This is a genomic window from Serratia sp. LACPHL-BACT-2024-00286 (assembly GCF_043109535.1).
Lineage (GTDB): Bacteria > Pseudomonadota > Gammaproteobacteria > Enterobacterales > Enterobacteriaceae > Serratia > Serratia sarumanii.
In genome coordinates this window covers 1-24096 of the sequence record NZ_JBICNA010000010.1, presented here as the reverse complement: position 1 = coordinate 24096, position 24096 = coordinate 1, and the positions used below count along the sequence as shown (strand labels likewise).

The window sequence follows — 24096 nt, the reverse complement described above, 5'->3', positions numbered from 1 at the left end:
TATTGCTCCCGTGATTACCTGGCGCCGGTCACGCCTTGCTTGCTGCGACCGGCAGAATGTCTTGCCAATGCTGTTCCAGCCACTCGGTGCACGCGGTGCGCGCCGCCGGGCCGAAGACGATCGTCCAATCGGACGGAATGGCGCGGAAATCCGGCCACAAACTGTATTGTTGTTGTACGTTGCGCAGCACCAGGCTGCGCTGCTGTTGATCATCGAACGGATTCAGGCTTTCCATCATGTGTTCCTCGTGCCGTCGCCGATGCCGGATAAGCGGTGGCGAAAGCGGAGGCCCAGACCGCCTGCAGCCCGTCGGTCAGGCCGCTGCGCCAGCACAGCGCGTCGTGCCCGCCTTCCACCACCCGGTAGTGCACCCGATGGCCGGCGCCGCTCAGACGAGCCGCCATTTCGCCGCTGACCCGATGCACCAGCTTTTCCTGCGAACCGGCTTCCATAAATACCTTCAGCGCGCCGTGGTTGCCCAGGCCATGCCGTTCCACCTGCTGCATCAGCCAGCAGGCGTCGTCGGGGATGCTCGGCAGCTGCAGCATGTCGCGCCGCGGCCACCAGTAGGAACCGGACTGGGTAATTACCGCGCCGAAGCGCTGCGGCCAGCGCAGCCCGGCATACAGGGAAGCCAGGCCGCCAAAGCTTTGCCCCGCCACCACCGTATCGGCCGGTTTGTCGCTGTGCGGCGCCCAGTCGGCCAGCTGCGGCATCAGTTCTTCCTGCACCGCCAGCCAGAAATCGTCCTTGCAGGTTAATTCTCGCGCCCGGTGCGGCAGATCGATGATGTCGATCAACACATACACCGCTTCCGGCAACGCTCCCTCGCGGGTCAGCTGCATCAGCGGCTCCCAGACCGGCATCTGCTTCGCCCAGAACTGACCGTCAAGCAGGATAGCCAACGGACGCTCGGCCGGCTTGCTGTCGCCGGTGGTGTAGATCCAGACGTCGCGGCTGTTGCCCAGGCGCTCGCTCTGCCAGGTATGGCGCTGCAAACGCGCCGGCAGCGGCGGCGTGCAGCGCCCGCTGGCGATCTCATACTCGTCGAACGAACGCCATACCGGCTGCGGCGGCGCATCCGGCATGTGCAGGCCGGAGACGCTGTGGCCGCTGGCGCTTTGCCAGGAGCGATACGGGTTGAGCAGATCGGGGGTGGCGCTGGCGAACACCTGGTGCCACCAGTGGCGCAGGTTGTGCATGTTGGCGTGCGCATCGTCGCCGCTGAACGCCGGCGGCCGCTCGTCAAAGCAGGGAATAAAGCAGTAGCTGCCGCGCCAGGCGCCGCTCAGCTCGGTCTGCCAGTACCACACGTCGGTGCCGGCCAAACGCTGCAGGCTTTGCGGCGGATTCGGTTGGTGATGGTCGGTCAGGCAGTTGATGTTGATCCACACGCGGCGGTAGGCGGAGGTCAATTCGCATCCCTGAGGATCGCGCCAGAAAAAGGTGGTTCGCCAGCGGCCGTTACCCGCCGGTTCTACCCATGGCGTACCGCGCCGTGCCACCGTCAACCACCATCCTGGACTGCCCGCATTGCTGCTGGCCAATAATCTGCTGCTTTCTGACTGTAGTTCTGTATTCACAACGCCTACCCATTTTGTAGTTGGCGGCACCGGGAACGTCGACTTTTCCCTATCGTCGGCCACCGCCCGAACGCACTGTACGCCAAATACTATTGATAATAATTTGCATTTGCAATAGTGTGTAAGGCTTGGAGATCGTGCTGGTATTGCGCGCAACGGACAGGGATCGGGGATATATCAATGGCATCCCTTGCCGCAGCCGATTTTCTATTTCCGACTACACAAAAACTACAACCGCCCTTCCCCCCGTTCGGCGAGGGATGGCAGCAAGGTAGGACACTCAGATGAAAAGCAAGCTATCACGTTATTCTTTAGCCACTCTTATCGGCTTGGGATTGGGCGCGTCCGCGTTCGCCAACGCCGCGCAGCAGACCGACACCCCCACCACGGAAGAAAACAGCGGCGCAGCGGATAAAAAGCCGCGCGGCGAAGACACCATCGTCGTGACCGCCGCCCGGCAGAACCTGCAGGCGCCTGGGGTGTCCACCATCACCGCCGATGAGATCAAGAAACGCCCGCCGGCGCGCGACATCAGCGAACTGATCCGCACCATGCCCGGGGTTAACCTGACCGGCAACTCCACCAGCGGCCAGCGCGGCAACAACCGCCAGATCGATATCCGCGGCATGGGCCCGGAAAACACCCTGATTCTGATCGACGGCAAACCGGCCTCCAGCCGCAACTCGGTGCGTCAGGGCTGGCGCGGCGAGCGCGACTCGCGCGGCGATACCGCCTGGGTGCCGCCGGAAATGATCGAGCGCATCGAAGTGCTGCGCGGCCCTGCCGCGGCGCGCTACGGCAACGGCGCTGCGGGCGGCGTGGTTAACATCATCACCAAGAAGGCCGGCGATGCGCTGCACGGCTCGCTGAACGGCTACTTCAACGTGCCGCAGCACAAGCAGGAGGGCGCCACCAAACGCACCGACTTCAGCCTGTCCGGCCCGCTGAGCGATTCCCTGAGCTTCCGTCTGTTCGGCGGCTACAGCAAAACGCAGGCCGACGCCTGGGATATTAACCAAGGCCATCAATCCGAGCGCACCGGCAGCTATTCCAATACTTTACCTGCCGGACGTGAAGGTGTGGTCGATAAAAATATCGACGCCCTGCTGCACTGGGACTTCGCTCATCTGCAGTCATTGGAGTTCGAGTACGCCTATGGCCGCCAGGGCAACCTGTACGCCGGCGATACCCAGAACACCAACACCAACGCCCTGGTGCAAAGCAACTACGGCAAAGAGACCAACCGCATCTACCGTGAAACCTTCGGCCTGACCCACCGCGGCGCCTGGGACAACGGCGTGAGCACCAACAACTACGTGCAGTTTGAGCGCACCCGCAACACCCGCCTGAACGAAGGATTGGCCGGCGGCACCGAAGGCATCTTCGACACCAATAACACCGGCTTCGGCACCATCAAGCTGGACGACTTCCTGGCGCACAGCGAAGTCAGCGTGCCGTTTGAGCTGGGCGTCGCCCAGACCGCCACGCTGGGCACCGAGTGGTCTCAGCAACGGATGAAAGACGGCACCTCCACCAGCCAGTCTCTCACCGAAGGTGGAGTGATCCCAGGAGTGGACAGCACTAACCGTAGTCCTTATTCCTCCGCACATATCTTCTCGCTGTTCGCCGAAGACAATATCGAGCTGACCGACACCACCATGCTGACGCCGGGCCTGCGCTACGATCTGCACTCCGAATCCGGCAACAACTGGAGCCCGGCGCTGAACCTGTCGCAGGAACTGGGCGACTACTTCACGCTTAAGATGGGTATTGCACGCTCCTACAAAGCGCCCAATCTGTTCCAGAACAACGGTAACTATATCCTGTACAGCCGTGGTCAAGGTTGTGCAGCCAGTGCTGGTGCTTGCTATCTGATGGGCAACGACGATTTGAAAGCGGAAACCAGCGTTAACAAAGAGATCGGGCTGGAGTTCCATAACGACGGCTGGCTGGCCGGCGTGACCTACTTCCGCAACGATTACCGCAACAAAATTGAGGCTGGCTACGCGCCAATTTCCTCAAACAGTCTTAAAACCGATATCTATCAGTGGGAAAACGTGCCGAAGGCGGTGGTGCAGGGGCTGGAAGGCTCGCTGAACGTGCCGGTCAGCGAGACCGTCACCTGGAGCAACAACGCCACCTACATGATCGAGAACAAGAACAAGACCACCGGCGATTACCTGTCGGTGATCCCGAAATTCACCGTCAACTCGACCCTCAGTTGGCAGGCCACGCAGGATCTGTCGATGCAGTCCACCCTGACCTGGTACGGCCGCCAGAAGCCGAAGAAGTATAACTATAAAGGAGAGAGCGCTGTCGGCTCAGAAGCCCGCGAGGTCAGCCCTTACGCCATCGTCGGCGCCAGCGCGACCTATGACTTGACCAAAAACGTCAGCCTCACCGCCGGCATCGACAACCTGTTCGACAAACGCCAGTTCCGCGCCGGTAATGCACAAACTGTCGGTAACGCGAAAACTAACTCCTACATGTATGGCGCAGGCGCAGCCACCTATAACGAATCGGGCCGCACCTACTACATGAGCATCAACACCCATTTCTGATGACATGACCCAATGACAAAGGGGCGCCGCGGCGCCCCTTTTTTATATTTATATTCAGTTAGTTGGTGTGCAGCTGAATACGCACCACGCTTTCCGGCTTGCCGGCCTTGGTGGAAGCGCCGTCGTTTTTCACCGTCACGAACAGCGCGTCGCCTTTCGGATCCAACGCCAGGCTGTTAGGGTGCGGCGGCAGATCTACGGTTTGCAGGCGCTTGAGCGTCTTGGCGTCGAACACCGTCAGCGTCCCGGCGCCGTGATCCACGCGCACGCCTTTGCGGTTGGCGACGTACAGCCGCTGGCTGCGCTCGTCGAGCAGCAGGCCGATCGGCACCTCATCCGTCAGCTCGCTGGCCAGTACCTTGCCGCTGTCCGCATCCAGCGCGAATACCCGGTGGCCGCTGCTGCGCTTCACGTAGTCGTGCCCCAGATGATGATTGCGGTAGTTATCGCGATCGATACCCTGATCGACACCCAGCAGACGATTGCTCGCCGGATCATACACCAGATTCAGCAGCTGATCGGCCTGCACTTCGTGGGTGGCGGTGATCGCCAGCGTGTCGGCGTTCAGGGTGATCACCTGCCCCTGCATGTTGGAGACGAATACCCGGCGGCCCTTCTCATCCAATGTGATACCCACCGCGTTGTAGCCGAAGCCCGGGATCACTTTCTCCAGCTTGCCGGCCTTGGTATCGACCACGTACAGCACGCTGTCGACGCCGAAGCCCAGCCCCGGCAGGAACAAGCGGCCGCTTTGCGCGTCATACTTGATCTCGCGAATGCGGTACAGGTAGTCCTCGGTGATTTTGAACTTCTTCAACTCCGCCAGCAGGAAGTCCAGGCGCTTGCCGCTGATGCCCGCCTGCTTGTAGGCCTGCTCCAGCACCGCTTTGTCCAGCAGCTTGATGCTGCCCAGCGCGTGGTTGGTGGTGGTGTCCACCACCCCGACTTCGCCGTTGAAGCCCTGAGTCAGGTACAGGCGATTGCCCGCATCGTTCAGCGCCACGCCGAAGCCTTTCACCTGCAGCGGGATCTCCGCCTTGATCGCCAGGGTGTTGGGATCCAGCCGCAACACACGGGAGCGCGCCTCTTCCTTCCAGTCCGGCGCGCTGACGAACAGCGCCTGTTGCGAGGTGCTGTAGGCCATCTCCACCACCGCCGACGACAGCGCCTCGCGCTTGATGTCCTGCGGTTTGATGCCGGCATCGTCGGCCTGCGCAGCGCCGGCGACCACCAGAGAGGCCGCCACCAGCAGCGAAAGTAACGCGCGCGGGGTTGCTAGGGTTCCAGACATCCTTTTATCTCCTTGAAAATCATGCTTTCGGTTAGAGTGAAACAACGTCATGCCTGCGGCCCGGGCGGCAGCGCCGCCAGAGCGATATCGCCAGCGATGTGCTGCGCAAACTGGGTAAAGACGTGCTGAACGCCGTCGGCGATCAGATTGGCCTGCTCCCGGCTGTAGTGATCCTGGCGGTAGGTCATCATCACCCGCAGGGATTTCGCCCCGGCCAGATCGTCTTCCATCACCTCAAACTGCAGGCCGAGCAGCGACTCGGCTTTTTCCGGCTCCACCTGGCGGTAGGCGATCGCGCTGCCGTCCTGCAGCCGGAACTCGCCGTTCAGCTTGATGCGGCTGTGGATCTGGATGAACACTTCGAACATGTGGTTCTTGCGGTCGGCGTCCACACCGAACAGCCCTTCCTCCACCAGATCGATTGGAATATCGGTGTACGGCAGCGAGCCGTTGATGGTGTTTTTCACCTGGCTGACCAACCCGGCCACCGTCAGCCCCTCGTCGAAGCGCACGCGGTGCACCACCACGGTGGTGAAGTAGCCGACGGTATCGAAGAACTCGGCGTCGTTACGGCCGGAGGTCGAGGTGCCCACCAACAGATCCGCCGGGCCGCCAAGCAGGCGCAGCGCCGAGGTAATCCCGGCATACACCACGTTGAACAGCGAAGCGTTGTTGCGGCGGGCGAGCTGATACAGGCCTTCCGCCACGGCGGGATCGACCTCGAACTCCAGCCAGCCGCCGTTGACGTCTGCCGGTGCCGGCACCGCCGGGTGGGTGGATGGCTCTTGCCGGAAGATCGGCTGGCCGACCGGCGCGCCGCGCAGCGCATCGAGCCAGTAGTCCAGATGTTGCTGCTGCACCCCGGAGGCCCGCTGCTGCCGGGCGAAGGTGTGGAACTGCGGCGGCTGCCCGCTCCACTGCGGCGCCTGGCCGACGACGCGATGGCGGTAGGCGACGCCCAATTCATCCATCATCAGGTTGAGCGACCATTCATCCAGCACCACATGGTGGAACAGCAGCGACAGCAGCTGCTGACCGTTGTCCGCATCGCGCAGCAGCGTGACGCGCAGCGGCAGCTCGGCGGCCAGATCGAACCGGTGCTGGCCGGCGTCGGCCAACAGGGCGGCGGCGTTGCCCGCCGGCGTCTCGTGGGAGAAGCGGAACCACTGGTACTCCGGCAGCTCGGCGGCCGGCACCACCACCTGCACCACCGCGCCCTGCTGCTCCACGAAGCGTGAACGCAGCACTGTATGGCGAGTCATGACGTCGATAAACGCCTGACGCAGCGCCGTTTCATCCACCGCATCGAAGAAGCGCAGAGAGAACGGCAGGTTGAAAATTTCGTCATGGCCGAAGGCTTCATACACCTTCCACAGCGATTCCTGCGCCAGCGACAGCGGTGCCTGCGCCCGATCATGATCGTCGGTGGTGGCCACCGCGGCATTCGGCTGCGCAACGTTCAGGCGTTTGGCATAGCCCGCCAACCCGCGCGCCGTCGGATGGCTGAACAGATCGTTAATGTTGATTTCGATCTGATGCAGGCTCAGCAAACGGCCGATCACCCGGGTGGCCACCAGCGAATGGCCGCCGCGATCGAAGAAGTCTTCATCCAGGGTCATTTCCGGCGCCACCAGCGCCTCACGGAACTCCTGCAAAATCAGCGGTGCAACGCTTTCGTCCGCGTCGCCGTTCGCCGCCGGCGCGGCCATCGCCGGGGAAACGGACTCAGCCGCCGGCAATGCGACGGCAATCCGCTGCCCGGCCAGGAAGGCGCTGAACTGCTCCAGCAGGAAAGGCGCCACATGCGGAGAGAGGCGCGGATCGGTGACCAACTCGAGCGTCAGCGCTTCCGCCTCCGGCAACCCCAGCAGCAGCGCCAGCTCAAACGGCGTATGCAGCGGCGGCAGCAACAGGCGTTCGGCGTGAACGCCTTCCAGCCGCCACTCTGCGGCCAGATCGTCGCGCCAGGCCACCAGCAGCTGCGCCCGTTGCGGATCCGGCTGTTCAGCCACGGTTTGCGCCAGCAGCCGCTGCCCGGCGTCGCCCTCGCCATGCTGTACGGTCAGGCGCATCAGCGGCGGCGCCGTCAGGCCTAGCTCCAGGCCGACGCACTCCGCCGTATCCGCTGCCGGCACGCACAGCTGCACCGCTTGGCCGCCGGCCTGCGCGGCGACGAACTCGGCAAACCGCGCCGCCACCGCCGCCAGCAGCGCCCGCGGCGTGTCGTTGGCGGGCAACAGCGAGCGCGCAATGCGCGTGACCACGCGCGCGCCCACCGGCGGTAAGGCTTCAGCGCGCTGCGCCGGGCTGCGATAATCTTGCAGTGAGACCGCCTGGCGCACCCACGGCAGCTGCGGCTCCGGAGTTTCCGCCAGCTCGACCGGCTCCGCCGCGAAAGGCAGAGGCATCGCGTCCCCGTTATAACGGGCGGACAGCATCGCCGGCAGATGACGCCACGGCAGCGTTTCCGCCAGGATGTCATGCAAGACCACGCCCAAAATCACGTCATCGCCCGGCGTGAGCAACAGCAGGCAGCGCAGCGGCGCTTCGCTTTCCAGTACAAACGGCGTTGCCTGCGCTTGCAGCAGGCGACAAATGGCCTGTTGTTCGTCCGCCACCTGACGAAGGCTCACCGGCAACGGCGCCGAGCCGGCGGGGCGTTTCACCAGGCCGTTTTCGTCATCAAAAACGTAGCGCACGTCCACGCCCGGCGTTTCCCGCACCAGCGCCTGCAGCGCCGCCGTCAATTGGGCGATATCCACATCCCCCGTCAAACGCCAGGCCAACGCCCGCTGCCCGCGTGCGTCACCCTGCTGCAGATGGGCAAACCATGCCCGTTCTTCGGCTTCGCTTACCGGCCGCTCGCCGCTCGCCGACGCCGCGCCCAGCGCCTGAAACGCGCTCTCCAGCCGCTGGGCCTCTTCATCGCTCAGAATGCTGTCAAAATCACCGATCACTGCGTTATCTCCTCTGCCCGGCCGTGCCGGGATAGCGCATAAAACGGGGGACATTCGTCCCCCGTCATCGCGATAGCGTTAGAAATTCAGCTCAACCGCCGCGCCGACCAGGCGGCCTCGCTGCAGGGTCGCCGTGTAGATGTCATTACTTCTGACCATCTCGCGGCGGTCGGAATCAAACAGGTTTTTCGCATACAGCGTGGCGCGGCCGTAGTCGAAGGTGTAAGCCAGCTGGGCGTTGGCCGTCCAATAGGAGCCGATACGCCCGCGCGAATCGTTGTCATACGCCGAGTAATAGGAGTCCGAGAACGCCACGTTGCTGCTCAGCTCCCACCCTTTCAGGAACTGATATTTGGCGCCCATATTGGCGGTGTAAGCCGGTGCGCGCGCCAGCTCATGCCCTTCCACGCCGCTGCCCGAGAATTTCTTGATGTCGGTTTTCAGCAGGCCGAGGTTGCCGAACAGCTCAAAGTCCCAACGCGGCTGCCAGGTGGCGCCGATTTCCGCGCCGTAGGTTTCCACCTTGTCGGCGTTGCGGATCACGCTGGAGTTCTCACCCAACGAGTACGGCAGCTGCATGTCTTTGTAATCGTTGTAGAAGATGTTACCCGTCAGCACCACGTTGGCGTCTTTCAGGCGATGGCGGGTGTACAGCTCATAGTTCCACACATACTCGGAACCGTAGGTATAGCTGACCACCGGCGTGCCGATCGTGATACCGCCGCCGCCGGCGTTATAGCCGCGCGCGATCTTGGCGCCGTAGGTTTGGGTATCCGTCGGTTTCCAGGCCACGTCCAGCTTCGGCAGGAACACGGTGTAGGTTTCATCGAAGTCGATACGCACCGCCTGACTGCCGCCGTCGCGGCGGCGGTGTTCGCGTTCCAGACGGCTGGCGGCGGTCACGTCCACCTGCGGCGTCAGCGCATAGGTCAGCTCAGCGAACGCCGAATGGGTATCGGTTTTATCCTTGAAGGTCGATCCGCCGAAGATGTTGACGAACTCATCCTGCGTACCGTGGAAGTAACGCAGCCCAGCCAGCCCGTGCAGGCGACTGTCCGCGCCGCCGAAGCGCACCACCGGCTCTACGTGAACTTCCTGGCCGTCAATCTCGGCGTATTGGATGTTGTAAGCGGTAGGACGGTTGATGTTGAAATCGGTATAGATAACGCGGTTTTCCAACGTCAGCGCATCGGAGGCCTCCCAGGCCAGATCCCAGATGGTGCTGTTCATGTTGCTTTTGAACACGGCGCGGCGCGGATCGTGGCGCGGATTGGTTGGGTGCGGCTGCGGGTTGAGGCTTTCGTTCTGTGGTGCGGTGCTGCCGAAATGGTTAAAGGTCAGTTTGGTAGTCAGATCGCGCAAGCCGGCCGGATTGAACAACAGCTTGGCGCGGGCGGTGGTGGCTTCCACTTCGCGCGGATCGCCCACCGGCGCATAGGCCGGCAGATCGGCCTCGCTGCGGCGGCGCTGGCGATCGACGCTCACGCGGAACGCCAGCTGATCTTCCACCAGCGGGCCGGACGCCATGGCGGCCAGTTGCGAAGAGTGTTGGTTGCCGGCGCCGCCCTTGAAGGCGCTTTCCCACTCGAAGGTCGGATCTTTACTGGCCATGACGATGGCGCCGGCGATGGCGTTGCGCCCCTGAATGTAGCTTTGCGGGCCGAGGAACACTTCGACGCGATCCAGATCCCACAGCGACTGCGGGCCGAACGCCTGTTCGTTATAGGTCAGCGAACGGCCGTCCAACGACAGGTTGAGGCGCGGGCGGGTGCCGCTGAGGAAGGCGTTGGCGCCGACGTTCGGACCGGAACCGTCGATACCGCGCACGGTCGGAAGTTCGTTGCCGATGCCCAGATCCACCACGTTGGGGGTCATGCGCAGCAGATCGGGGATCTGCACTGCGTCGGGCATCGATGCAATGCGGTTGCTGTCGAACACCTGCACGCTGGAACTGGTGTCGAAAATAGAACGTTTGACCTTCTCACCGGTAACCAGCAGCGTTTCCGCGTCCTGGTAGGTTTCGTTGCTCTTCGTTTCCGCCGCGTTGACGTTACCGATCGCCAGTGAACAAACCCCTAAAAATACGGAGGAAAACGCCCCAATGGCTTTCATCCCCGCTTTTTCCCCGTTTCCTACGCTTTCATGCCGTTGAGCCGCAAAATGCTTGCCCATAGATGTCTTCTCCTTTCATCCCAGAGGTGCACAAAATTTGATTTTTTTTACACAACCTACATCGACACTCACACAGACCATGACGCTGCGGCCTTCCCGGCCTTGCTGTTGCTTATCCCTGCGGCAAACCCATGTTTTTCGCGGCCAAACGAGCGCGGCCCCGTCCACGGCCAAGCCGCCGGCGAAGCGGCCGGCAGCTTGTATAAAAACGTAAAAGAGTGTTAAGAATGATAATATTTTGCATTTTCTAATGCAAATCATTATCAACAAAGATGAGGAGCCGAGCACGGAAACAGCCAGAAAGCCTTATATTTTTGCAGGTAAAACAAGCGCTGCAATAACAAGCAATCATTTCAATGCTAAGAATAATATAGATAAATTATTCACCTCCAAAGCCCTACCTGCCCGGCATCGCTAAAACCCCTTATAAATAGCACCTTCGCGCCAAATGGATTAAATAATAATAATTTTCATTCCTATTAACATTTGGATATATTCTTGCAGTCTCGTTGGCTGAATCAAAATGGATACCCGATGAAAGCTTTGACCACGATGCAGGCCGCCTATTGGGTAGGCCGACAGTCCGCTCCTCCCCTCGGCGGCATGGCCGCCCACCTGTATGCGGAATTCGACGGCGGCGAGCTGGATCTCGCCCGACTACGCCAGGCCGTTGATGCGCTGTACCTGCATCATCCGCTGTTGCGCCTGCGCATTACCGATGATGGCCGGCAGACGATCGCGCCTCCCGGCCCCCGGCACACCTTGCATCTCGACGACTGGCGGCACGCCGATACAGCGACGCTGGCAGCCGCGCTCGCCGCCAAACGCCAGGCAAAAAGTACCCAGCTGCTGCCGCTGGAACAGGGCGTGCCCTGCGATATCAGCCTGAGCCTGTTGCCGGAAGGGCGCAGCCGCCTGCATGTCGATCTCGATATGATCGCCGGCGATGCCATGAGCTTTCGCCTGTTGATGGAAGATCTGACGGCGTTTTATCACCAGTGCCCACCGGCCCCCTCCCATGACGCGCCGCCGGCCTACTTCGATCACCTCGAACAACGCGACGCCGACGAGGCGCTGCGCCAGCGGCGCGAACGCGGCCAGCGTTGGTGGCGTGAGCGCCTGGCGCAGGTGCCACCGGCGCCGCGCCTGCTGCGCATGCCGGACCGCTGCCGCAGCGATCGCCTGGCCATACAGCTGAATGCGGAAGAAAGCCGCGCACTGGAGGACGTCGCCAAACGGCACCACACCTCGCTCTCGACGCTGTTTTTAGCGCTGTTCGCGCTGGCCGTCGGCCAGGGTTGGAATATGACGCGTTTCCGGCTCAACGTGCCGCTGTTCCACCGCGAGAGCGAACGGGAGGACGCGCATCGCCTCATCGGCGATTTCTCTAACCTGGTGCTGCTCGGCGTGGAGCTGAACCCGACGGAAAATCTGAGCGCCTTCTGCCGGCGCCTGATGACGCAGCTGGCGGAGCTGATCGAGCATGCGGATTACCCCGGCGTCAGCGTGATGCGCGATCTGTCGCGCCTGCACGGCAGCCTGCAGCCTTCGCCGGTGGTGTTTACCGCCGGTTTTGGCATCCGCGGCAAGACGCTGTTTTCCGAACGGGTCACCGACACCTTCGGCCATCTCGGCTGGGTCATCTCTCAGGGGCCGCAGGTGGCGCTGGATGCGCAGGTCGCCCACGTCGACGACGGCATTCTGATCAACTGGGACGTGCGGCTGGATGCGTTCCCCGAGCAGGTGCTGCCACGCCTGCTGGCCTGTTACCGGGCGCTGCTGCACTTGGCCGCGCGGCAAACGGAGGCGTTCGATCGCCCGCTGTCGCAGCTGTTGGCGCAATGCACACCCGACGCGCTGGCGCAGCAGGCACCGGTGCGCCAGGTGCTGCATCGGCTGCTGGCGCGGGTGGCCCCCGGGGCCGGCTTGCGCGACCACGACGATATCCGCCGGTTGGCCTTGCCGGATGCCGGGGTGAACGCGCTGCTGACGGTGCTCAACAAGTATCTGGCGGCGGCGCTGACGGCGCAGGATCTGGCGGCACATTCCTCCCCTGCGGCACTGGCGGCGCTGATCTGCCAACGCTCGCCCGTGGCAGGAAAGCATGCGAAAGCGCTGCTCGCCGCGCTGGCGCCGCAGCACTGAGATCGGTTTCCGGGCGCGCGGCGCCCGGCTCGTTTTAATCGGTTAGCGACTATAGGGAAGTACCATGGAGACAGCATTAACCGCACTGCAGCAGGCCTATCTTCTGGGCCGCAGCGATCGATGGCCGCTCGGCGGCGTGGCGATGCACGACTTTCGCGAATACCGCGCCCGGCAGCCGGATATGCCGCGCTTTGAAGCGCGCCTGACCGAGCTGGTACAGCACTACCCGGCGCTGCGCACCTGCATCGATGTGCAGCGCGGCACGCAGCACGTACGCCCGGAGGTGACGCTGCATCTGGATCGTCACGATCTGCGCGCCCTTGATGGCGAAGCGGCGCAGCGCCAGGTCGAACAACTGCGCGAGCGTTACTCCCACCAGCGCCACGATCCGAGCCAACCGCTGTGGCGCATCGCCGTGATCCAACTTGCCGAACAGCAGGATCCGACGGGATCGCCGTACGATACGCTGATCTTTACCAGTTTCGATGCCTTGATCCTCGACGGCCAAGGGATCTCCACCGTGATCGCACGCCTGTTCGACGATCGCCCTCTGACGCCGACCGCCGCCGCGCTGCCGCTCCCCACCGCATCGGCGTCGCAGCGCCAGGCCGACGCCGCCTACTGGCGCGAAAAGCTGCAGGATGTCACCACGCCGTCGGCGTTGCCGTGGCGCGCCCCGCTCGCCAATCTCACCTCATCGCGCTATCGCCGCGCCAGCCTGACGCTGCCGCGCGATACGATAAAACAGCTTGCCCGTCTGGGATCGCCGCATGCGCTGCTGCGCAACAGCCTGCTGTCGGCGCTGATCCTCGATACGCTGGCCCACTGGACCACCGACGGCGAGCTGTGCGTCGGCGTGCCGGTAGCGTTCCCCGCCGCCGACGGCGCTCTGGGCAACGCCTCCAGCTTCGTGGCGGTGCGCTATTCCCGCCACGGCGAAGACTTTATCCAACGCGCGCAAGCCTTACAGGACGACGTGCTCGGCGCGCTCGACCACCTGACGTTTTCCGGCGTCGATCTGGCGCGGCAGTTGCTCGGCCAAAGCCAGGGCGGCCCGGCGCTGCCGGTGATCCTGACCAACTGCCTGGGCTGGGAAACGCTGCCGGCCGAGGCGCCGGTGCGCTTCCACGACGGCCTGACCCAAACGCCGCAGGTCGCCATCGACATTCGCCTGACGCTGGACAGCGAAAAAAACCTGCAGCTGTGCGTGGACTACGCCGAGCAGGCGCTGCACGGCGAGCAGGTAGAAGCCATGCTGGCGGCACTGCAGCGACGCATCCTGCACAGCTGCCAACGGGCCGACCTGGCGATCGCGCCGCGGGACTTCATCGATCTGACTCATTACCGCCACAACGACAGCGAAGCGAATTACGCACCTTATCCTTATTTGGCGCAGCTGGCCGAGCGGCTGTTTGGCGTACAAAACGGCGGCAACGCGCTGATCTGCGGCGAACAGACGCTGACCTACCGCGAACTGGGCCAGCGGATCGCCACGGCGATCGCCAACCTGCAGAGCCGCGGCGTGCAGCCGGGCAACGTGGTGGCGCTGTATCTGCCGCGCAGCCCGGAACAGATCATCTTCAGCCTCGCCTGCGCCCTGCAGGGCGTGATCTGGGTGCCTGTCGATATCAACTCGCCGCCGGAGCGCACCGCCTACCTGCTGGAAAACTGCCGGCCGACGCTGGTGGTGCACGGCGGCGATCTGGAGACGCCGATCGGCGTAACGCCGGCGGCCCTGCTGGCGCCGACGGATCGCGCGCCTGCGCTGCCGGATGAACAGACGTTGGCGGAACGCAGCGCCAGCCAGGCCGCGAGCTACTACCTGTATACCTCCGGCACCACCGGTAAACCCAAATGCGTGGTGCTCAACAACCGCGCCACCGCCAACGTCGTCCACCAGACCCAGCAACACTGGGCGGTCACCGCCGACGACGTCTTCATCTCCGTCACGCCGCCGCACCATGACATGTCGATGTTCGATCTGTTCGGTTCGCTGGGCGCCGGCGCTACGCTGGTACTGCCGGCGCCGCATCAGGAAAAGGACGCCATCAGCTGGAACCAGCTGGTGGAAAAGCACCGGGTCACCCTGTGGTGTTCGGTGCCCGCCATTCTGGAGATGCTGCTCACCTGCAAAACGGCCGACAGCCTGCGTTCGCTGCGCCTGGTGGCGCAAGGCGGCGACTACATCAAGCCGGCGACGGTGCAAACCCTGCGCACCCTGCGCCCGGATCTCGCGCTGTTCTCGCTCGGCGGGCCGACCGAAACCACCATCTGGAGCATCTGGCACCCGATCGCCCCGCAGGAGAGCGGCACCGTGCCTTACGGCCGCCCGCTGCCGGCCAACCGCTACTTCATCTGCCATGACGACGGCAGCCACTGCCCGGCCGGCGTGGTCGGCCGCATTTATACCGCCGGGGCCAACCTGGCGTTGGGCTATCTGGAGCAGGGGGAGCTGAAGCAGCATGACTTCGTCACCCTCGAAGGGCCGGACGGGCAACCGCTGCGCGCTTTCCGCACCGGCGATCAGGGCTACTACCGTGCGGACGGCAACATCATGTTCGCCACCCGGGTGAACGGCTATGTGAAGATCCGCGGCGTGCGCGTCTCGTTGCCGGAAATCGAAGATGTGCTGCGCCGCCATCCGGCGATCCTGGATATGGTGGTGGTGGACTATCCCAGCGGAGAGAACAACGAAGCGGCGCTCGGCGCCCTGTATCTGACCCGCGACGGCAAACCGCTGCCGCTGTCCGAGATCCGCGCCTTCGCCACCGGCTATCTGCCCTGCACCCATATTCCCACGCGCTTTATCCATGCCGAGGCGCTGCCGCTGTCCGCCAACGGCAAAACCGACCGTCATCGCATCCGCGCCGATCTGAGCCACCAGCAAACTGCGCCGGCGCTGAACGCCTGTGCGGCGCCGCCGCCGAACGCGCCTTTGGCGCGCAGCGCAGAGATCCTGACTATTTACTGGCAGGCGATCGGCGTAACGCCACGCCCGGAATGGGGGGAAGAGACGGCGTTTATCACCATGGGGCTGAAGTTGCCGCATATCAAACAGGTGGCGGAGCGCCTCAATGACGCTTTCGGCACCCGGCTGGTAAGCAGTTCGCTCCTGCCATGCAAGAACGCGCGCGAAGTGGCGGCATTGCTGGCCAACTGATGCCATAAAACTCGGGCGGGGACATCCCCCGCCCGCACTTTATCAGGCGGGCAACGCCGTCAGAGCCGCCAGCGGTTGTTCCCAGGCTTCCCGCTGCAGCGCGCGCAACAGAAACTCTTGCAGCGCCTCGCCATAGTCCAGCGCATCCTCCGTCGGGAACTGTTCCAGATAAATATCGATATCGACCTGCAGATCGCGGGCGTCGGTGCGGCCGCGATAAGTCAGATTAAAACCGTCGCCCGAACCGCCGGCCAATACGCGGCGAGTACCGCTGCAGCCGGTAAAACGGGGCGCATCGAAGGGTTGCACGTTGATGAAAGGAGAAATAAAGAAGCGCGAGCCTGGCTCCACGCCGCGATCGGCGGCCAGTTGACGCAGGCGGTAGCCGGCGTGGCTGCGCAGCTCCCGCAGTTGCTGCGCCATCGTCATCAGAAAATCTCCCAGCGTCGCCGACGGGGGTGGCGACACCAGCAGCGGCAGCGTGTTGACCGCCAGCGAAGGCACGTTGGTGGCAGCCTGCCCGCGGCGATTCATCGCCGGCATCCACATCGGCAGCGTATCGCCTTGTCGGGTGTCGCGCGGCATCACCTGAAACAGCCAGGCCGCCGACAGCGCCACCAGCAAGTCGGGCCAATTGATGCCGCTGCGTTCCGCCAGCTGTGCCAGCCGTTGCGATACCGCCGCCGGCAGCCGGTGGTGGGAGCTTAGACGCCGCACGCCATAGGCCTCACCGCCCTTGCGCACCGTCGGCAGCGCCTGCGACGGCGGCAGATAGCTCTGCCAAAAGCGCCGATCGCGCTCGCATCGCTCAGAATCAGCGTAGGCCAGCTCGGCCTGTTGAAAGGCGTCAAAGGCGCCTAAGGGAATACCCGCGCTGCCTTCACCCAGATAGTGCGCATACAACGCGGCACAGCGGTGTTCAATCAAGGCCATGCCGAAGCCATCAACCAGAATATGGTGCGCACGCACGTACCAGAGGTAGCGCTCCGGCCCCAGCTTGAGCAGCCAGGCGGCGGCTAGCGGCTCGCTGTGCAGCGCCCGGCGCTGCGCGATATCTTCGCGCATCAGGCTTTGCGCCGCCTGCCAGGGATCGCCGTGCGTTTGCAGATCGATGCGTTGTAATGGCGGTATGCGCTGTGGATCGTGCCGTAACGGCGGAGGAGCGTCGCCACGCCGCTCACCAAAGCGCAGGGCAAACGCCTGCGTCTCGGCGAGGGTAGTGGCGATCGCCCGGCAGAGCGTCTCTTCCTCTACCGCGCCGCACAGTTCGGTGCAGTGTGCGACGGTGGACAGGGTCTGCCCGGGGTGCAAGGTGTGTTCTTCCCAGAAATCAAGCTGCGCTGGCGCCAGCGGCAACCATTCAGAGGCCAAAGCGGTGTCCGACATGTTACCTACCTTTGATAAGCCCGAATAAAGACGCCGAACGGGCGTAACCCGCCGTTCAACGGCTTTTGCGTGTCTCCATACATCATCAAATGAAAATGATAATAACATCTATTATCATTTCCATTAATTTGGTAACACTTTAGATTCTGTTAAGCGGGGATGCAAGTCGCGCAGTAGGGCAAAGAAAAGAAAGCGGCAGGTTGAAGGGCCATAAAAACAAAACGCCCCGGCACAACTGCCCGGGGCGTTTTTAACGTCGGCGAGACTCGGCGATTAGGCCTGATTGGCCGGCTTCACCTTCTGCGCCAGAAACTCCGTTTCGTAGGCCAGCGCCTTCTTGCGATCGAACTGGTGCTCCCATTTGGCGATCACCAATACCGCCAACGCGTTACCCACGACGTTCAGCGCGGTGCGCGCCATATCCAGGATACGGTCCACGCCGGCGATGAACGCCAGGCCTTCCAGCGGAATGCCGACGCTGCCCAGCGTGGCCAGCAGCACCACGAACGAGACGCCCGGCACGCCGGCGATCCCTTTCGAGGTGACCATCAGCGTCAGCACCAGCACGATCTCCTGCCCCAACGACAGCTCGATGCCGTACAGCTGGGCGATAAAGATGGCGGCGATGCTCTGGTACAGCGTCGAGCCATCCAGGTTAAAGGAGTAGCCGGTCGGCACCACGAAGCTGGTGATCGACTTGGGCGCGCCGTAAGCCTCCATCTTTTCGATGATGCGCGGCAGCACCGTTTCCGAGCTGGCGGTGGAATAAGCCAGGATCAGTTCGTCTTTCAGGATGCGGATCAGCGTCCAGATGCGCAGGTTGCACAGCCGGGCGACCGCCCCCAGCACCACCAGGGCGAAGAACGCGATGGCGAAGTACACCAGCACCACCAGCTTGGCCAGCGGCAGCAGCGAAGCGAAACCGAAGTTGGCTACCGTGACCGCAATTAGGCCAAACACCCCGATCGGCGCATAGCGCATGATCATGTGGGTGACTTTGAACATGCTTTCGGACACCGCCTTGAACACCTTCAGCAGCGGTTCTTTGGTCTCTTTCGGCAACGACGACAGCCCCAGACCGAACAGCACCGAGAAGAAGATAATCGGCAACATGTCGCCCTTGGCCATCGACGAGAAGACGTTCGACGGGATCAGCGACAGAATGGTCGCCACCAGGCTGTGCGAACCGCTTTGCACCTGTTCGGTGGTTTTCTCATACTGCGAAATGTCCACCGTGGTCAGCGTCGACATATCGATGCCGTGGCCGGGTTGGAATACGTTGGCCAACGTCAACCCCACCACGATGGCGACGGTGGTGATCACTTCGAAGTAGATAATGGTTTTCAATCCGATGCGGCCCAGCTTTTTCGCATCGCCCACGCCGGCAATACCGACGATCAGCGTGGAAATAACGATCGGCACCACAATCATCTTGATCAGACGAATAAAGATATCGCCCGCCGGGCTGAGAATATTACTCACCAGCCACTCACGAGATTCGGTCTGGTTGTGCAATACCGCGCCAACAATAATACCCAGTACCAACGCGATCAGGATTTGCCAAGCCAGGCTAATTTTTACACTTTTCATACCCAAAAAGTCCTCAAAGACCCTTTTCGCCGTACAAAGTCGCAACACGGCGAAAAGAATACTTAATCATTTATTACAGGCTTATGTTAATTCAGTGGAAGCGTTCACCTGCCCTGGGTGCGACGCAGTATAAATCTGTATCATCCGGGCGGCATGCTCTGCAAGCCTTGATTTGTCAGGGTTGAGCGCTGAATCGAATAACAAAAATTTCGGGTTACTATTTCAAAAGGCATAATTGCTTGTTATTAAAAACATAATTTTTCATACCATGAAGCACACAAGCACGCCGGCGACGATTTTTTGAACGCCATTAAAATGCGTTATTTTTCACCCATTCTGCATATTTAATCCGCATAATATGTTTATATTTTGTTACTTAAAAGTCAAATAAATGAGAATTGACCGAGTGACACTTTCGGCCATAAATGCAGCGCCACTTTATATTCAGATTAAAAAACGAACGATATCGCAGAGCAAATGCCATAAGGCATCATCCAACCTTTCATCAGGAATTAAGGTTAATAAAACGTTATTTCACGATGTGTCGTCCATCGTTATATGGTGTTAATACCAACTTCGAATATTAATAGCGAAAAATAATCCAAAAAGATTTATAGCGAGAAATAATTATGACCCTGCGCGTATCTATTAATATCGAGGCAGTTCCCCTCGTCTTTTTTTATTCTTTTTTGTTCTTTATATAAGTGTTTTTGGTTAAAAATGCGGGTTTATGGGGATTTAAGCACCAAAGAGATAGATATGCCCTGCAAATGCGACAGAACGATTACAAATCAATATCTTTGTTGCGTGATCTGCCGCGCAAAAAAGAAACAAAGAATCGTAGCAAACTACACTTAACCTTCAGTTGACATATCATTAACAACTTCAAGGAGAAAAGCTATGAGCCAACTGCATAAACACGCTATTCCTTCTGCAATTGCAGAACGCGCCCTGATTAATCCGGCACAATACCAAGAGTATTATCAACAGTCGGTTCAAGACCCAGAGGCTTTCTGGGGTGAGCATGGCAAAATCCTGGATTGGATCAAACCCTATACCAAAGTTAAAAATACCTCGTTCGATCCGGGCCACGTCAGCATTCGCTGGTTTGAAGACGGCACGTTGAACCTGGCGGCCAACTGTCTGGATCGCCATTTGGCCGAGCGCGGCGACCAAACCGCCATTATCTGGGAAGGCGATGACCCGACCCAATCCAAAAAAGTGACTTACAAACAGTTGCACCATGACGTCTGCCAGTTCGCCAACGTGCTGAAAAAGCTCGGCGTGAAAAAGGGCGACGTGGTGGCTATCTATATGCCGATGGTGCCGGAAGCGGCGGTCGCGATGCTGGCCTGTGCGCGCATCGGCGCCGTTCATTCGGTGATCTTCGGCGGCTTCTCGCCGGAAGCGGTCGCCGGGCGCATTATCGACTCCAACGCCAAGCTGGTGATCACCGCCGATGAAGGCCTGCGCGCCGGCCGCGCCGTGCCGCTGAAAAAGAACGTCGATGATGCGCTGAAAAATCCCAGCGTGGTCAGCGTCGCCAACGTGGTGGTGTTCCAACGCACCGGGAAACCGGGTTACTGGCAGGAAGGGCGCGATCTGTGGTGGCATGAGCTGACCCAGGGCGTTTCCGCCGACTGCCCGCCGGAAGAAGTGAACGCCGAAGATCCGCTGTTTATCCTGTACACCTCAGGCTCGACCGGCAAACCGAAAGGCGTGCTGCACACCACTGGCGGCTACCTGGTGTACGCCGCGATGACCTTTAAATATGTGTTTGACTACCACGACGGCGACATTTACTGGTGCACCGCCGACGTGGGCTGGGTTACCGGCCACAGCTATCTGCTGTACGGTCCGCTGGCCTGCGGCGCCACCACGCTGATGTTCGAAGGCGTGCCTAACTATCCGGGCGTCAATCGCCTGTCGCAGGTGATCGACAAGCACCAGGTCAACATTCTGTATACCGCGCCAACCGCCATTCGCGCCCTGATGGCCGAAGGCGACAAGGCGATCGAAGGCACCCGACGCGATTCGCTGCGCATCATGGGCTCGGTCGGCGAGCCGATCAATCCGGAAGCCTGGGAGTGGTACTACAACAAGATAGGCAACGCAAAGTGCCCGATCGTCGACACCTGGTGGCAAACCGAAACCGGCGGCTTCATGATTACCCCGCTGCCGGGCGCCACCGAGCTGAAGGCCGGTTCCGCCACGCGGCCGTTCTTCGGCGTACAGCCGGCGCTGGTCGATAACGTCGGCACGCCGCAGGAAGGCGCCTGCGAAGGCAACCTGGTGATCGTCGACTCCTGGCCGGGCCAGGCACGTACCCTGTTCGGCGATCATGACCGCTTCGAGCAAACCTACTTCTCGACCTTCAAAGGCATGTACTTCAGCGGTGACGGCGCCCGTCGCGACGAGGACGGTTACTACTGGATCACCGGCCGCGTCGACGACGTGCTGAACGTCTCCGGCCACCGTCTGGGCACCGCCGAGATCGAGTCTGCGCTGGTATCGCACCCGAAAATCGCCGAAGCGGCGGTGGTCGGCATTCCTCATAACATCAAAGGCCAAGCGATCTACGCCTACATCACGCTGAACCACGGCGAAGAACCGACGCCGGAGCTCTATACCGAAGTGCGCAACTGGGTGCGCAAAGAGATAGGGCCGATCGCCACGCCGGACGTGCTGCACTGGACAGATTCGCTGCCCAAGACGCGCTCCGGCAAGATCATGCGGCGTATCCTGCGCAAAATTGCTGCCGGCGACACCAGCAACCTGGGGGACACCTCCACGCTGGCGGATCCGGCCGTAGTCGACAAGCTGTTGGAAGAAAAACAATCAATGAAAGTGCCGTCATAATTTACGCCGCTTCAGGCCGTTCATTCGGATAACGCGCCGTTGAGTGGCCTTGGCGCGGCGTAATCTCTCAATACCGACTGGAGACACTCTGATGAATGACACCATTTATCAAGGGATTGAAGAAAACCCGCGCTTTAAAGAGCTGGTGAGAAAACGCGGCCGGTTCGCCTGGCTGCTTTCGCTGATTACGCTGGCGCTGTACGTCGGCTTTATTCTGTTGATCGCCTTCGATCCGCAATGGCTCGGCACGCCGATCGCCGCCGGATCGACCATCACCCGCGGGATCCCGGTCGGCGTCGGGCTGATCGTGATCTCTTTCGTCTTGACCGGGATCTACGTGTTTCGCGCCAACGGCGAGTTCGATCGCCTCACCGCAGAAATTCTGCGTGAGGTGAAACAATGAAGCGCTTATTCTCTGCCACCGCGCTGCTGTTGCTGCCCGGTCTGGCCTGTGCCGAAGCCATCGGCGGCGAAGTGCATCGTCAGCCGCTGAACATCCAGGCGATCGTGATGTTTATCCTGTTTGTCGGCGCCACGCTCTACATCACCTATTGGGCGTCCAAACGCACCCGTTCCCGTCAGGATTACTACACCGCGGGCGGGCGCATCACCGGCCTGCAAAACGGGCTGGCGATCGCCGGCGACTTCATGTCTGCCGCCTCGTTTCTCGGCATCTCCGCCCTGGTCTACACCTCGGGCTATGACGGCCTGATCTATTCCATCGGCTTCCTCATCGGCTGGCCGATCATTCTGTTCCTGATCGCGGAGCGCCTGCGCAACCTCGGCCGCTATACCTTTGCCGATGTCGCCTCTTACCGCCTAAAACAGAAACCGATCCGTACCCTGTCGGCCTGCGGCTCTTTGGTGGTGGTGGCGCTGTATCTGATCGCGCAGATGGTCGGCGCCGGCAAGCTGATCCAGCTGCTGTTCGGGCTCAACTACCACGTGGCGGTGATCCTGGTCGGCATTCTGATGGTGCTGTACGTGCTGTTCGGCGGCATGCTGGCCACCACCTGGGTGCAAATCATCAAGGCGGTGCTGCTGCTGTCCGGCGCCAGCTTTATGGCGCTGATGGTGATGAAGTCGGTTAACTTCGACTTCAACACCCTGTTCGCCGAAGCGGTGAAGGTGCATCCGAAAGGCATCGCCATCATGAGCCCAGGCGGCCTGGTGTCCGATCCGATTTCCGCGCTGTCGCTCGGCCTGGCGCTGATGTTCGGCACCGCCGGTCTGCCGCACATCCTGATGCGCTTCTTCACCGTGAGTGACGCCAAAGAAGCGCGCAAGAGCGTGTTCTACGCCACCGGTTTTATCGGTTACTTCTATATCCTGACCTTTATCATCGGCTTCGGCGCCATCTTGTTGGTCAGCGCCAATCCGGCCTTCAAAGACGCCACCGGCGCGCTGCTGGGCGGCACCAACATGGCGGCGGTCCACCTGGCCAATGCCGTTGGCGGCAACTTCTTCCTCGGCTTTATCTCGGCGGTGGCCTTCGCCACCATTCTGGCGGTCGTTGCAGGCCTGACGCTGGCCGGCGCCTCGGCCGTTTCTCACGATCTGTACGCCAGCGTGATGAAAAACGGCAAGGCAACCGAGCGCGACGAACTGAGAGTATCCAAGATCACCGTTGTGGTGCTAGGCATTGTCGCCATTGCCCTGGGGATTTTGTTCGAGAAGCAGAACATCGCCTTTATGGTCGGGTTGGCGTTCTCCATCGCCGCCAGCTGTAACTTCCCTATCATCATCCTGTCGATGTACTGGTCGCGTTTGACCACTCGCGGCGCGATGATTGGCGGCTGGCTGGGCCTGTTGACGGCGGTGATTCTGATGATCCTCGGCCCGACGATCTGGGTGCAGATCCTCGGCCATGAAAAACCGATTTACCCTTATGAATATCCGGCGCTGTTCTCGATGATTGTCGCCTTTGTCGGTACCTGGCTATTCTCGATCACCGACAGCTCGCTGGCCGGGCAGCAAGAGCGGGAACGCTTCCGGGCTCAGTTTGTCCGTTCGCAAACCGGGTTGGGCATCTCTCAGGGCAGCTCGCATTGACCGAATAATAAGTGAAAAAAGCAAACACACCCTAATCAAAGGCCCTTCGGGGCCTTTTCTCTGGCTGTTTTGTCGGAGAAACAGCGCAGTGTAGCTGCGCTTTTTTGCGTTTTACGCATAGCAAAAAGCCCTGAACGTCAGTTCAGGGCTTTCGGCTTTATTTGATGCCTGGCAGTGTCCTACACAATTCGTCTCATCCTGAGACTCTCCCCTCCGGGGCCGCCGCGAGCGGCGTTAAGGCCCGTTCCCGACGGGCCTTTCGCATGCCCATGCTCGTGCAGAACGCCAGATAACAGACAAAACAAAAAGCCCCATGCTTTCGCATGAGGCTTGTTGTTTT

At 61.2% G+C, this 24096-nt stretch carries 13 protein-coding genes; 6 read left to right on the top strand and 7 right to left on the bottom strand.

Translation table 11 applies throughout. The annotated features are described in order from the left end of the window. Positions 1–28: 28 nt before the first annotated feature. Positions 29–235 carry an MbtH family protein gene (locus tag ACF8MC_RS23010; RefSeq protein ID WP_033636748.1) on the bottom strand — a complete coding sequence of 69 codons (207 nt, stop codon included), beginning with the start codon at positions 233–235 and terminating at the stop codon, positions 29–31. Then, positions 210–1583 (bottom strand): enterochelin esterase, encoded by a 1374-nt coding sequence (gene fes / locus ACF8MC_RS23005; protein ID WP_072269751.1) that lies wholly within the window; start codon positions 1581–1583, stop codon positions 210–212. The genes ACF8MC_RS23010 and fes overlap by 26 nt, the downstream gene beginning before the upstream one ends. Positions 1584–1867: 284 nt before the next feature. On the opposite strand from fes, the gene ACF8MC_RS23000 reads away from it, so the two are divergent. Beyond that, a complete protein-coding gene (locus ACF8MC_RS23000) occupies positions 1868–4144 on the top strand; it encodes a TonB-dependent siderophore receptor (protein WP_041037534.1) in 2277 nt (758 codons plus the stop codon). Between the two features lie 58 nt (positions 4145–4202). Here ACF8MC_RS23000 and ACF8MC_RS22995 read toward each other — a convergent pair whose 3' ends face one another. The 3 genes from ACF8MC_RS22995 to ACF8MC_RS22985 form a co-directional block, all read right to left on the bottom strand. Next, entirely contained in the window at positions 4203–5435 is a 1233-nt protein-coding gene (locus ACF8MC_RS22995; RefSeq protein WP_033636746.1) for a YncE family protein, read from the bottom strand. Between the two features lie 47 nt (positions 5436–5482). Next, positions 5483–8392, bottom strand: coding sequence for a condensation domain-containing protein (locus ACF8MC_RS22990; RefSeq protein ID WP_164105769.1), 2910 nt, complete (start codon positions 8390–8392; stop codon positions 5483–5485). A 78-nt stretch (positions 8393–8470) separates the two neighbouring features. Continuing rightward, on the bottom strand, positions 8471–10564 hold the full coding sequence (locus tag ACF8MC_RS22985) for a TonB-dependent receptor (RefSeq protein ID WP_164105768.1): 2094 nt from the start codon (positions 10562–10564) through the stop codon (positions 8471–8473). 534 nt (positions 10565–11098) lie between these two features. Here ACF8MC_RS22985 and ACF8MC_RS22980 point away from each other — a divergent pair. Both ACF8MC_RS22980 and ACF8MC_RS22975 read left to right on the top strand, forming a co-directional pair. Further along, complete coding sequence (locus tag ACF8MC_RS22980; protein ID WP_049213438.1) at positions 11099–12709, top strand: condensation domain-containing protein; 1611 nt, start codon at positions 11099–11101, stop codon at positions 12707–12709. A 64-nt stretch (positions 12710–12773) separates the two neighbouring features. Further along, complete coding sequence (locus ACF8MC_RS22975) at positions 12774–15869, top strand: amino acid adenylation domain-containing protein (protein WP_164105767.1); 3096 nt, start codon at positions 12774–12776, stop codon at positions 15867–15869. Between the two features lie 42 nt (positions 15870–15911). On the opposite strand, the gene ACF8MC_RS22970 is transcribed toward ACF8MC_RS22975, so the two are convergent. Beyond that, on the bottom strand, positions 15912–17255 hold the full coding sequence (locus ACF8MC_RS22970) for a condensation domain-containing protein (RefSeq protein ID WP_164105766.1): 1344 nt from the start codon (positions 17253–17255) through the stop codon (positions 15912–15914). Positions 17256–17528: 273 nt separating this feature from the next. Continuing rightward, on the bottom strand, positions 17529–18845 hold the full coding sequence (gene gltP / locus ACF8MC_RS22965; RefSeq protein WP_015376334.1) for a glutamate/aspartate:proton symporter GltP: 1317 nt from the start codon (positions 18843–18845) through the stop codon (positions 17529–17531). Positions 18846–19745: 900 nt separating this feature from the next. Here gltP and acs point away from each other — a divergent pair. From acs to actP, 3 genes are all read left to right on the top strand, one after another. Next, positions 19746–21704 (top strand): acetate--CoA ligase, encoded by a 1959-nt coding sequence (gene acs / locus ACF8MC_RS22960; protein ID WP_164105765.1) that lies wholly within the window; start codon positions 19746–19748, stop codon positions 21702–21704. Positions 21705–21795: 91 nt separating this feature from the next. Beyond that, entirely contained in the window at positions 21796–22107 is a 312-nt protein-coding gene (locus ACF8MC_RS22955; protein WP_004930047.1) for a DUF485 domain-containing protein, read from the top strand. Further along, entirely contained in the window at positions 22104–23756 is a 1653-nt protein-coding gene (gene actP / locus ACF8MC_RS22950) for a cation/acetate symporter ActP (protein WP_033649946.1), read from the top strand. Before ACF8MC_RS22955 ends, actP begins: the two co-directional genes overlap by 4 nt. Positions 23757–24096: the final 340 nt, after the last annotated feature.

What these genes read in the sequence shown, in the direction of transcription:
- ACF8MC_RS22975 (WP_164105767.1), top strand. Translation starts at nt 12,774, where the DNA reads ATGGAGACAGCATTAACCGCACTGCAGCAGGCCTATCTTCTGGGCCGC.
- ACF8MC_RS23000 (WP_041037534.1), top strand. Translation starts at nt 1,868, where the DNA reads ATGAAAAGCAAGCTATCACGTTATTCTTTAGCCACTCTTATCGGCTTG.
- actP (WP_033649946.1), top strand. Translation starts at nt 22,104, where the DNA reads ATGAAGCGCTTATTCTCTGCCACCGCGCTGCTGTTGCTGCCCGGTCTG.
- ACF8MC_RS23010 (WP_033636748.1), bottom strand. Translation starts at nt 235, where the DNA reads ATGGAAAGCCTGAATCCGTTCGATGATCAACAGCAGCGCAGCCTGGTG.
- acs (WP_164105765.1), top strand. Translation starts at nt 19,746, where the DNA reads ATGAGCCAACTGCATAAACACGCTATTCCTTCTGCAATTGCAGAACGC.
- ACF8MC_RS22970 (WP_164105766.1), bottom strand. Translation starts at nt 17,255, where the DNA reads ATGTCGGACACCGCTTTGGCCTCTGAATGGTTGCCGCTGGCGCCAGCG.
- ACF8MC_RS22995 (WP_033636746.1), bottom strand. Translation starts at nt 5,435, where the DNA reads ATGTCTGGAACCCTAGCAACCCCGCGCGCGTTACTTTCGCTGCTGGTG.
- ACF8MC_RS22980 (WP_049213438.1), top strand. Translation starts at nt 11,099, where the DNA reads ATGAAAGCTTTGACCACGATGCAGGCCGCCTATTGGGTAGGCCGACAG.
- ACF8MC_RS22985 (WP_164105768.1), bottom strand. Translation starts at nt 10,564, where the DNA reads ATGGGCAAGCATTTTGCGGCTCAACGGCATGAAAGCGTAGGAAACGGG.
- ACF8MC_RS22955 (WP_004930047.1), top strand. Translation starts at nt 21,796, where the DNA reads ATGAATGACACCATTTATCAAGGGATTGAAGAAAACCCGCGCTTTAAA.
- gltP (WP_015376334.1), bottom strand. Translation starts at nt 18,845, where the DNA reads ATGAAAAGTGTAAAAATTAGCCTGGCTTGGCAAATCCTGATCGCGTTG.